This window comes from Nocardia sp. NPDC060249, from assembly GCF_042728755.1.
Lineage (GTDB): Bacteria > Actinomycetota > Actinomycetes > Mycobacteriales > Mycobacteriaceae > Nocardia.
In genome coordinates, this window is the sequence record NZ_JBHXAQ010000018.1 from 60,525 (window position 1) to 70,973 (window position 10,449).

Sequence of the window (10,449 nt, forward strand, 5' to 3'; positions counted from 1 at the left end):
CCTGTGGATAACCGCGGGGCTGTGGACAACTGCCGGAAAGTCAGCTGGCGGCGGCCGGAGTGGTACTGGTCGACGCGCTCGACGACGAATCTCCGTTGCCGCCGGATCCGTTGCTGCTGGTGCTCTCGGAGGAGGTCTTCGCCGGTTCGCTCGCGGTGGACGCGCCGCCACGGCTGTCGGTGCGGTAGAAACCGCTGCCCTTGAACACGATGCCGACCGAGTTGAACAGCTTGCGCAGCTTCCCGGAGCACTGCGGGCATACCGTCAGGGTGTCGTCGGAGAAGGACTGAACGATGTCGAAGCGGTTGTCACACTCGGTGCACGCATACGAATAAGTTGGCACAGGATCCTCCGCAAATCTCTCGTCGATCTAGCACTCTACCGCCGACACTGCCAACGTCGCGAATCGCCGTTTCATTCCGGCGAAACGGGGAGGTCGCGGCCCAGCTGCTCCAGGCCGCCGCTCGGGGTGAGTACCCAACCCATTCGCCGATCGTGCGGTTCCTCGGGAAGCCGGTCGACCAGTTCATTATCCCGGACGACAGCGATGAGGCGCACGTCCGCCCGCGCCGCACCCAGTGTGCGGTCGTAGTACCCGGCGCCGCGCCCGAGGCGAACCCCGAGCCGATCGACGGCGAGCGCCGGAACCAGGATCGTCGCGGCGTCGGCCACCACCGCGGGCGGCAGTGTCTCGGTGGCCGGTTCGAGCAGGCCGTAGCGGGCTTTGCGCAGCGAATCCGCGCCCTCGTAGCGCGCCCAGCTCAGTGGGCCCGGCTCGCCGGTCACCGGTAGCAACACCGTGGCGCCCCGCTCGCGCAGCGCGTCGAGCATGCGCAGATCGCCGGGTTCGCCGCGGACCGGGACGTAGGCGCAGACGATGTCATCCTCGGTGGCCAGCCCGGCTGCCGCGGCAGCGAGCGCGGCCGCGTCGACGGCGTGTTCGGCGGAGCCCACCTGTGCGCGAGTGGCCAGGATCTCGCCGCGCCACGCATATTTGGTGCGCTCACCGGGCATATCCACAGCGACCACCATAGTCTGCACAGGCGCGCGTCGACCCGATGTCTTCCGCGCACGGCCGGGCCGACGGCGGACGCCTAAGCTCTTGCCGACGCCGGGTCGTCGCGGAGAGGCGATCGGACGGCACTGAATGGATAGGGTATGCGCATGACAGACAAGACTTCCGGTTTCCGCACTGCGGTGGTACCCGCGGCCGGACTCGGGACGCGGTTTCTGCCTGCCACCAAGACGGTGCCCAAGGAATTGCTGCCGGTAGTCGACACCCCCGGCATCGAGCTGGTCGCCGCGGAGGCCGCCGATTCCGGCGCCGACCGATTGGTGATCGTGACCTCGCCGGGCAAGGACGGCGTGGTCGCCCACTTCGTCGAGGACCTGGTGCTGGAGAGCACCCTGGCCGAGCGCGGGAAGTTCGCACTGCTCGAGAAGGTGCGCAAGGCGCCGGGCCTGCTCGACGTGACCTCGGTCGTGCAGGAGGAGCCGCTCGGTCTCGGCCACGCGGTCGCCCAGGCCGAAGCCGTGCTCGACGACGACGAACCGGCCATCGCCGTCCTGCTGCCCGACGATCTGGTGCTGCCGTGTGGTGTGCTCGAGACGATGAGCCGGGTGCGCCGCGAGCGCGGCGGTTCGGTGCTGTGTGCCATCGATGTACCGAAGTCCCAGGTCAGCGCGTACGGCGTCTTCGATGTCGAGGAATGCGCCGACAACGCCGAGACCGACGTGCTGCGCGTGAAGGGCATGGTCGAGAAGCCCGATCTCGCCGACGCTCCGTCGACCCTGGCCGCCGCCGGTCGCTATCTGCTCGACCGGGTGATCTTCGACGCACTGCGCCGGATCACGCCGGGCGCGGGCGGGGAACTGCAGCTCACCGATGCCATCGCGCTGCTGATCGCCGAGGGGCACCCGGTGCACGTGGTGGTCCACCGTGGGTCGCGCCACGACTTGGGCAACCCGGGCGGTTATCTTCGAGCTGCTGTGGATTTCGCCCTCGAGCGGGACGAATACGGCCCGCAGTTGCGCGAGTGGCTGAAGTTCCGGCTCAGCCCGGAGTGGGATCCACAGTCGCCCGTCGCTTAAACGCGGTAGATACGCCGCCGCCATAGATTCAGGAGCTCGATGCGCTCGGTTGAGGATCAGCTGATCAAGGTCACCGCGGCTGCGGTCGCACCCCGGCCGGTCCGGGTGGCGATATCCGAAGCCCAGGGTTTGCTGTGCGCGGAAGACGTCGTCACCGAACGGCCGCTGCCCGGCTTCGATCAGGCCGCCATCGACGGATACGCGGTGCGCAGCGTCGATGTCACCGCCGCGGGCGTCGATGTGCGCGACGAGGAGGGCGAGCTGATCGACCTCACTCTGCCGGTGGTCGGTGAAGTGGTGGCCGGTTCGCGCCAGCCCATCCGGTTGCAGCCGCGCCAGACCGTGCGGGTCGATACCGGCGCACCGATGCCGACTCTGGCCGACGCGGTGCTGCCGGTGGATTTCACCGACGGTGGGCGGGCCAGGATCAAGGTTTTCGAGCCGGTTCGCTCGGGTGACTACGTGCGTCGCGTCGGTGACGATGTGCAGCCGGGTGACGTGGCCGTGCGCGCGGGCACGATCATCGGCGCGGCCCAGGTGGGCCTGCTCGCCGCGGTCGGCCAGGACAAGGTGCTCGTGCACCCGCGGCCCCGGCTGTCGGTGATCTCGATCGGCGGCGAGCTGATCGACATCGACCGCACCCCCGGTCCCGGCCAGGTCTACGACGTGAACTCCTACGCACTGGCAGCGGCCGCGCGCGACGCGGGCGCCGATGTGAACCGGGTCGGCATCGTGAGTGCCGATCCGCGCCGGCTGCGTGATGTGGTCGAAGGCCAGCTGGTGCGCTCGGAGGTCGTGGTGATCGCGGGCGCGGTCGGCGGTTGGGCTTCGGATCAGGTACGCGAGGCCCTCGACGGGCTCGGCGAACTGGAGGTCGACCGGGTGGCGATGCACCCGGGCTCGGTGCAGGGTTTCGGGCGGCTCGGGCGCGACGAGGTGCCCACCTTCCTGCTGCCCGCGAATCCGGTGAGCGCGCTGGTGGTGTTCGAGGTGATGGTCCGTCCGCTGATCCGGATCGCACTCGGCCGCCGTCAGCCGATGCGGCGCATCGTGAGCGCGCGCACCATCACTCCCATCACCTCGATGCCGGGTCGCAAGGGGTATCTGCGCGCGCAACTGCTGCGCGACGAGGCGACCGGTGACTATCTGGTGCAGCCGCTCGGCAACAGCAACGCGGGCTCCTCGCATCTGCTGGCGACCCTCGCCGAGGCCAACAGCCTGATCGTGGTGGAACCCGACGACACCGATTTCCGGACCGGTGACGAAGTGCAGGTCGCGTTCTTGGCGCAGCGCGGCTGAACAGTGGACTCCATGAACGTATTCCGGGCCGGACAGCATCCCGGCTGGCCTGCCCGGCTCGGTCCGGTGATGGTGGCGGGCGGCAGGGTGACGTTGCGGCCGGTGCGCTTTCGCGACGCCGCCGCGTGGAGCCGGATCCGGCTGCGCGACCGTGACCACCTGGAGCGCTGGGAGCCGACCGGGCGCGGCAGCTGGGAGGCGCGCAATCACGCGTCGAATTGGCCGTCGCTGTGGACGAGCTTGAAGGCCGAGGCCCGGCGTGGAGCGATGATCCCGCTGGTCATCGAGGTCGACGGGCAGTTCAGCGGTCAGCTGACCATCGGCAATATCGTGCGCGGGGCGCTGCGGTCGGGCTGGATCGGGTACTGGGTGGCCAAGGATCTCGGTGGCCAGGGGGTGGCGACGGCAGCGCTCGCGCTCGGGCTCGACCACTGCTTCGGCCCGGTCGGTCTGCATCGGGTCGAGGCGACGGTGCGGCCGGAAAATCATGCCAGCCAGGCGGTTCTGCGCAATGTCGGCTTCCGGGAAGAGGGCCTGCTGCGCCGCTACCTCGATGTCGACGGCGCGTGGCGCGATCATCTGCTGGTCGGGCTGACCGTGGAAGAGGTTATGGGCACTGTGGTGGATCGCCTGGTCAGGGAGGGTCGAGCGGCGCTGCCGTGAAATTTCTGTTACTCATGTGGCAGGTGTGCACGGCGCGCCTGCCACACGGGCGCGTCTGCCCGAATTAACCTACGGACGTCAGTGGTGCGTCCACAGAGGGACAACACGTAGGTGGGGACGGGAGGTGATGACCGCGATGCCGAATTCGATCCTGTGGATCGGACTGGTAGTGCTGTGGGTCTTCGTCCTGTTCCCGATCCTGGCGGACCGGCATCCCCGGATCCGCCGTACCACCGATGCCGCGCTCGCCACACGCGTGCTGCACCGTGGCGGGGCCGAACGACGGATCCGCATCGGCGCGGCAGGCGGTCACGAGAGTGACCCCGATTACCGACCCCGTGTGCTGCGTAAGCGCTCCCACCGAACTGATTCGGAGGATCGGATGACGACCGAAGAGCCCGTCACCGAAGACGACGACGAAAAGCTGACCCCCGCAGTCGAACTGGAGGCAGCGGTTGCCGAGGTGGACGCCGACGACGGCGACGAGTCCACCGCGACAGCCGATCTCGCCGGCGACGAGCCGGCAGACACCGCGGCGCAACCGCTCTCGGCGGAAGCCGGCGAGGATCCACCCGTCGCCGCGCGCATCCCGGCCGCGCCGCCGGCCCGGCTGGACGACTTCGTGGCCGAGGACGCCGAATTCGACGATGACGACGACTTCACCCCGTCGCGCCGCGGTCGCGGTGGTTACGACCCCGAGGCCGATGCCATCGCCCGCGCCGCCCGCTACAGCTTCCGGCAGCGCGCCGTCATGGGTCTGGTCATCGGCCTGCTCCTGTTCGCCGCGTTCGGGCTGCTGCTCAACTCGATGTTCTGGTGGGCGTGCGGGCTGTCTGCTGCCGTGCTCACGGGCTACCTCGCGTACCTGCGCAAGCAGGTCCACGTGGAGGAGGAGATCCGCCGCAGGCGCGCTGCGCGCCTCACCCGCGGCAAGCGCCACGAAGCCGCCGAAGTCGCCCCGGAAGCGGCCACCACCCGTCGCACGATGGACCGCGACACCGCCCGCGCCCTGCGCCGCCGCTCCACCCTGCTCGACACCGACGACGAGGATCCGAGGTTCGAGTTCCTCGAGATCTTCGATCCGGCCACGTCTCGCGCGCTCCGCAACCGGGTCGAAGACCTCGGTCAAGCCGTCGGCGAGTAGCTGGTAGTAACCACGCAAAACAGCAGGTCAGAGTACCGATTCGGTATCGGGGCGCAACCCCTGATACAGTGTCACAGCGCGGTTCGCCAGAGCCGCACGGGGCTATAGCGCAGTTGGTAGCGCGTCTCGTTCGCATCGAGAAGGTCAGGGGTTCGATTCCCCTTAGCTCCACACCAGAAGGGCCCGGTCACCGACCGGGCCCTTTCTCTGTGTCGGCCGAACATCGGCCGTTCGTCTTTTGTGGCACGCACCTTAGACTCAGCAAGGTTCATATGCATGCCCCCAATTGTTTTGGCATGATCCGCCGATGGGTGAATACTGGCGAGTAATAGCCTTTTCCATTTTCCGCGTTGTGAAAGCTTCATTTTGCTGTGCAGCAGAATTCACTTATTCGCCCACTGTCTAAACCGTTAGCTCGGTCACATCGGTAACGCTGCCCAAGTGATAGCCGATACACCGAAAATGGCTATTACTGTGCACGTCAGTGCATTTGCGGAGCCTGCTCTATAGCAGTAACGTTTCGGTAAAGCACATGATCCGCGCAGGACCGCGAGCGCCCGCGCTCACCAAGTTCGCTGCCGGGGAGGAATCGTTTCACCAGCGAACAGATGTGACGCCACCAACGGGAGGGGGCGTCGAACGCGTCTGTTGGAAAGCATCAGAGGCAGTTCATGACAGCGGTCATCGAGGCTCGTACCGAGCCCGACGAAGTACCGAATACCCATCCGTCGTTCGCTTTTCGTGGCGTCGCGCTGATCGCTTCGATCGCCGCGATCGTGCTGACGGCAACGGCGGGCCGTTACGACTACTTCGGTGACGAGCTCTATTTCCTTTCCGCCGGACGGCGACTCGACTACACCTATGCCGATCAGGGTGTGGTGGTGCCGGTGTTCGCTTGGATCGCCGACCAGCTCGCACCGGGATCGGTGACGGCACTGCGTTTCCCGGCCGTCGTGATGTGCGTGTGCGCGGTGGTGGTGGCGGCCCTGATCGCCTACGAACTGCGGGGCAGCCACCGCGTCCAGATGCTCGCCGCGGCCGCGTACGCGTTGTCGGGACTGGCCGCCAACCAGGTCGTGCTGAGCACGTTCTCCTTCGACGCCACCCTCACCGCCGTGATCACCTGGCTGTTCATTCGCTGGGTTCGCACTCGCCAGGACTGGCTGATCGTCGTAGCCGGATTGGTTGCCGCCCTGGACATGCAGGTGAAGTGGATGATCCCCATCGTCTGGGCGTGCCTCGGCGCGGCGGTCATCGTGTGCGGCCCCCGCGAAGTACTGCGCCGCCCCGCGCTGTGGGTCGCGACCGGCATCCTCGCCTCGTCCCTGATTCCGATTCTTTACTGGCAGTCACAACACAATTGGCCACAGCTGGCTATGGGTGCGGTTATCGGAGCCGAGCAGGACGCGACCGGCTACGGCCCGGTGGGATTCCTTCCGCAGTTTCCCATCCTGGCCGGGATCATGGGCACCTTGCTGCTCGCTTTCGGATTCTGGGCGGCCTTCAAGCAGGAGTCGCTACGCCCGTATCGATTTATCGCGGTGGCGCTTGTGATCATGACCGCATTTGTCATGATCACGCATGGACGGCCTTATTACCCGGGGGGCCTGTTTCCCGCCATGTTCGCCCTCGGCGCCGTCGGCCTCTGGCAGTACGACCGGAAACGGTGGATGAATATGGCGCTGGCTCCGATTGCCGGAATCTCGGTGCTGACAACCATCGTCACACTCACCGTGATACCCCTCGCGCCCAGTTGGCGCACTCAGGCCGAAGACGCGATCGACCTCGGACTCAAGACGGCGTTTTTCGGAAACACCAATTGGTCGACGATGGTTTCCGCCGTCAATGACGGCTACCGCACGCTGACGCCGGCGGAAAAGGCGAGTGCCGTCATCGTCGCGCAGGGCTATCCGCAGGCGGGCGCCGTCGAACAGTTCGGCAGGCAGTACGGCCTGCCTGCCACGTACAGCCCGAGCCGTGGGTTCGGCTTCTTCGGCCCGCCGCCGAACTCGGCGACGTCGGTGGTCTACGTCGGACTCGACACCGCCGAACCCGACCTGCGCACCCGGTTCACCGAGGTGGAGCGAGTCGTCCACCTCGACGACCCCCTCGGCACCCCCGGCATCGACCGGATGACCGCCGTCTGGGTCTGCAAGGGCCCGAAGCAGCAGTGGTCGACCATGTGGGATTCCATGACCACGCTGTATTTCGATCTCGGCCTCTGGCGAGACGATCGGACCACCACCCGGCCCACGCACTGAGCGAGGACGATACGAACGAACCCCCGGCCGCGTGTGCGGCCGGGGGTTCGTCGTTCGAGCGGGGGAGTGTCAGTTCTTGACCAGCTCCGGCGCATCCTCGGCGTCCTGCACAGGTGCGGCGTGCGGGTCGGTGGCCGCCCGGTTCGGCAGCAGGACCGCCATGACGATCACGACCAGCGCCAGCAGGGCCGAGATCAGGAAGGCCAGGCGCATGCCGTCGAGGGTGGCGACGGCAGCCGGGGTGCCCTCTTCGATGAGCGAGGTGCTGCGGGCCGACATGACAGTGACCACCAGTGCGGTACCGAAGGCGGCCGCCACCTGCTGAAGGGTGCCCAGCATCGAGCTACCGTGCGAGTACAGGTGCATCGGCAGTGCGCCGAGGCCGAGGGTGAACACCGGAGTGAACGCCGCGGCCAGCGCCACCATCAGCAGGATGTGCAGGCCCAGCAGCTGCCAGTACGGCATGTCCATCGAGATCTGGGTGAAACCGGCCAGCGAGGCGGCGATACCGATCGAGGCGGGGATCACCAGCGCGCGGCCACCGAACTTGTCGAACAGCTTGCCCACGGTCGGGCCGAGCAGACCCATCGCCAGGCCGCCCGGCATCACCAGCAGACCGGTCTCCAGCGGGCTCAGACCGCGCAGGTTCTGCAGGTACAGCGGCAGCAGGATCATCGAGCCCATCATCGCCAGGAACGCGATCGACATCAGGACCAGCGCCTTGGTGTAGGTGCCCTGCAGCAGGACCCGCAGATCCAGCAGCGGGGTTCCGTTGCGCTGCAAGCTGATCTGACGCAGCGCGAACGCCGCGATCAGCGCGACACCACCGGCGGTGATCAGCGCCGCCGTGGAGTAGCTGTCACCGTGGAACTTGCTCAGCCCGAACACCAGCCCACCGAAGCCGAGAGCCGCCAGTGCCACGCTGGGCAGGTCGAGCGTGCCCGGCTGCGGCTCGCCGACGTTCTCCAGCTGACGCAGACCCAGCCAGGTGACCAGACCGGCGATCGGCAGCATCACCACGAACAGCAGTCGCCAGGAGTCGATTCCCGGGACCTCGATCTGCAGGATCAGACCGGAGATGACCGGCCCCATCGCGGGCGCGACCGAGATGGCCAGGGTGACGTTGCCCATCACGCGGCCACGATCCTGCTCGGCCACCACGGTCATCAGGGTGGTCATCAGCAGCGGCATCATCACCGCGGTGCCACCGGCCTGGATGACGCGGCCGATCAGCAGCACCGCGAACGTCGGCGCGAGCGCCGAGATCACGGTGCCTGCAATGAACACGCCCATCGCGGCCGCGTAGGCCTGACGGGTGGTGACCCGCTGCAGGAACCAGCCCGTGGTGGGAATGATGGCGGCCATCGTGAGCATGAACGCGGTGGAGACCCACTGCGCGGCGACCTCGGTGACATGCAGGTCGCTCATCAACCGCGGGATCGCGTTGATCATGATGGTTTCGTTGAGGATGACGACGAAGGTCGCGAGCACCAGCACGCGGATGACGGTCGGTGTCTTGCCCTTCGTCGTCGGCGCGGATAGATCGGCTGGCATCGGGGTAACCTCCGGAAAAGATGGGGGAACGGCGGGGCGTGAGCTGTGGCCCGATGCCGAGTCGTCTACGTCCCGGCACCACAAGAGAAGAGACGGGTTCCGTCGGTCCAACTCATCGGGCGCCGGTCAGTATTCCGGGCGGGTACGACACAAATCATCCGGTTTTTCGGTGGCGCGTGCGCGGTAGCGCGGCGAAAGGCACAGGTCCGGGCCGGATCGAAGCGGGTCCTGCGGTCGATGGTGAGCCTGGTCACTGCCCGATTCCGGCTCGCGTCGCCGCGGTGTGTTCCGGGGCGTGGATCGCCGATCGAGGGGTATACCGGATTGGTGACTGCATCGAGAACGTGGCTTGCTGTGGTGTGCGCGATGGTTGCTGTGCTCGGGGGTGGTGAGGCAGCGGCCGATCCGGGAGCTCATGTGGCGAGGGAGGCGCCGCTGGGTGGCAGGGCCGCTCAGATCGATGTGTACTCGCCCGCGATGGGGCGGGTGATCCAGAACAACGTCATCAAGGCGGCGGGGGCGGGGGCTCCTACGTTGTATCTGCTCACCGGGGCCGGTGGTGGGGCGGACGGGATCTCGTGGTGGGACGACACCGACGTGCGCAGCTTCTTCGCCGACAAATTCGTGAATGTGGTGATGCCGGTCGGTGGGGCGTTCACGTTGTACACCGACTGGGTTTCCGATGATCCGGGGGTCGGCCGGGTGCGGTGGGAGACGTATCTGACGCAGGAGTTGCCCGAGGTGATCGATGATGCGCTGGATACGAATCGGCGCAATGCCATCGCCGGGGTGTCGATGAGCGCGTCGTCGGCGCTGGATCTGGCGATTCAGAGTGGACCACGGTTTTCCGCGGTGGCGGCGCTGAGTGGTTGCCCGTGGGCCGCGGATCCGATGGGGATCGCGATGGCCAGTGCGCAGGCGGTGCGTGGCGGGGGGAACCCGGGGAATATGTGGGGGATTCCTGGTGGGCCGGGGTGGCGCGAGCACGACGTCTTCGCCAATGCGGGGCGGCTGGCGGGGAAGACTGTTTTCCTGTCCGCGGCGACGGGGGTTCCCGGGGGGCAGGATCGGGGGTTGCCGATGCCGCCGATCGAGGCTCTTGCGGGGGCGTGTACTGCTGCGTTTGCTGGGCGGTTGGGGCAGTTGGGGATACCGGCTGTGCATGTGCATCGGGCGACTGGGTCGCATACTTGGGGGCAGTTTCAGGCTGACTTGCATGAGGCTTGGCCGCATTTGAGTGCGGCTATCGGGTGAGGGTTTTTGGGTGAGTAGTGCCGTGACGGGGTGAGGGGTTGTGGCGCTACGGGTGAGTAGTAGTCCCAGACGGTTTGACGCTGTGTTTTTGGCGCGCTGGCGCGCGCGTGTCCGCGGCCCTGAGGGGCCGCCGGTTAGGCGCCGCGGAATCGCTCCTTCGTCGCATCTCCGCGGCGCCTAACC

9 protein-coding genes and 1 tRNA gene are annotated in these 10,449 nt (G+C 67.1%); 7 read left to right on the top strand and 3 right to left on the bottom strand.

Translation table 11 applies throughout. The features are described 5' to 3' along the window. Nucleotides 1-40 precede the first annotated feature (40 nt). Together ACFWFP_RS32620 and ACFWFP_RS32625 are read right to left on the bottom strand one after the other, a co-directional pair. Entirely contained in the window at nucleotides 41-343 is a 303-nt protein-coding gene (locus tag ACFWFP_RS32620; RefSeq protein ID WP_379301557.1) for an FmdB family zinc ribbon protein, read from the bottom strand. A gap of 71 nt (nucleotides 344-414) precedes the next feature. Beyond that, nucleotides 415-1,014: a 5-formyltetrahydrofolate cyclo-ligase gene (locus tag ACFWFP_RS32625; protein WP_379301575.1), complete on the bottom strand. Its 600-nt coding sequence runs from the start codon at nucleotides 1,012-1,014 to the stop codon at nucleotides 415-417. 150 nt (nucleotides 1,015-1,164) lie between these two features. Between ACFWFP_RS32625 and ACFWFP_RS32630 the strand changes: the two genes are divergently transcribed. The 6 genes from ACFWFP_RS32630 to ACFWFP_RS32655 all read left to right on the top strand — a co-directional run bounded on the left by ACFWFP_RS32630 (nucleotide 1,165) and on the right by ACFWFP_RS32655 (nucleotide 7,458). Then, nucleotides 1,165-2,091 (top strand): UTP--glucose-1-phosphate uridylyltransferase, encoded by a 927-nt coding sequence (locus tag ACFWFP_RS32630; protein ID WP_379301559.1) that lies wholly within the window; start codon nucleotides 1,165-1,167, stop codon nucleotides 2,089-2,091. Nucleotides 2,092-2,130: 39 nt separating this feature from the next. Continuing rightward, complete coding sequence (gene glp / locus ACFWFP_RS32635; protein WP_379301561.1) at nucleotides 2,131-3,390, top strand: gephyrin-like molybdotransferase Glp; 1,260 nt, start codon at nucleotides 2,131-2,133, stop codon at nucleotides 3,388-3,390. A gap of 12 nt (nucleotides 3,391-3,402) precedes the next feature. Further along, nucleotides 3,403-4,053 (top strand): GNAT family protein, encoded by a 651-nt coding sequence (locus tag ACFWFP_RS32640; RefSeq protein WP_358109313.1) that lies wholly within the window; start codon nucleotides 3,403-3,405, stop codon nucleotides 4,051-4,053. 136 nt (nucleotides 4,054-4,189) lie between these two features. Next, nucleotides 4,190-5,197: a gephyrin-like molybdotransferase receptor GlpR gene (glpR, locus tag ACFWFP_RS32645; protein WP_379301563.1), complete on the top strand. Its 1,008-nt coding sequence runs from the start codon at nucleotides 4,190-4,192 to the stop codon at nucleotides 5,195-5,197. A 98-nt stretch (nucleotides 5,198-5,295) separates the two neighbouring features. Next, nucleotides 5,296-5,368: transfer RNA gene (locus ACFWFP_RS32650), tRNA-Ala, on the top strand. Between the two features lie 500 nt (nucleotides 5,369-5,868). Continuing rightward, complete coding sequence (locus ACFWFP_RS32655; protein WP_379301565.1) at nucleotides 5,869-7,458, top strand: glycosyltransferase family 39 protein; 1,590 nt, start codon at nucleotides 5,869-5,871, stop codon at nucleotides 7,456-7,458. Nucleotides 7,459-7,527: 69 nt separating this feature from the next. On the opposite strand, the gene ACFWFP_RS32660 is transcribed toward ACFWFP_RS32655, so the two are convergent. Beyond that, nucleotides 7,528-9,012, bottom strand: a complete 1,485-nt coding sequence (locus ACFWFP_RS32660) for an MDR family MFS transporter (protein WP_379301567.1) — start codon at nucleotides 9,010-9,012, stop codon at nucleotides 7,528-7,530. Nucleotides 9,013-9,378: 366 nt separating this feature from the next. On the opposite strand from ACFWFP_RS32660, the gene ACFWFP_RS32665 reads away from it, so the two are divergent. Beyond that, on the top strand, nucleotides 9,379-10,266 hold the full coding sequence (locus ACFWFP_RS32665) for an alpha/beta hydrolase (protein WP_379301569.1): 888 nt from the start codon (nucleotides 9,379-9,381) through the stop codon (nucleotides 10,264-10,266). Nucleotides 10,267-10,449 lie beyond the last annotated feature (183 nt).

Bases quoted from the DNA above. Each gene is read 5' to 3' on its own strand.
- ACFWFP_RS32660 (WP_379301567.1), bottom strand. From the start codon at position 9,012: ATGCCAGCCGATCTATCCGCGCCGACGACGAAGGGCAAGACACCGACC.
- glp (WP_379301561.1), top strand. From the start codon at position 2,131: ATGCGCTCGGTTGAGGATCAGCTGATCAAGGTCACCGCGGCTGCGGTC.
- ACFWFP_RS32640 (WP_358109313.1), top strand. From the start codon at position 3,403: ATGAACGTATTCCGGGCCGGACAGCATCCCGGCTGGCCTGCCCGGCTC.
- ACFWFP_RS32665 (WP_379301569.1), top strand. From the start codon at position 9,379: ATGGTTGCTGTGCTCGGGGGTGGTGAGGCAGCGGCCGATCCGGGAGCT.
- ACFWFP_RS32625 (WP_379301575.1), bottom strand. From the start codon at position 1,014: ATGCCCGGTGAGCGCACCAAATATGCGTGGCGCGGCGAGATCCTGGCC.
- glpR (WP_379301563.1), top strand. From the start codon at position 4,190: ATGCCGAATTCGATCCTGTGGATCGGACTGGTAGTGCTGTGGGTCTTC.
- ACFWFP_RS32655 (WP_379301565.1), top strand. From the start codon at position 5,869: ATGACAGCGGTCATCGAGGCTCGTACCGAGCCCGACGAAGTACCGAAT.
- ACFWFP_RS32630 (WP_379301559.1), top strand. From the start codon at position 1,165: ATGACAGACAAGACTTCCGGTTTCCGCACTGCGGTGGTACCCGCGGCC.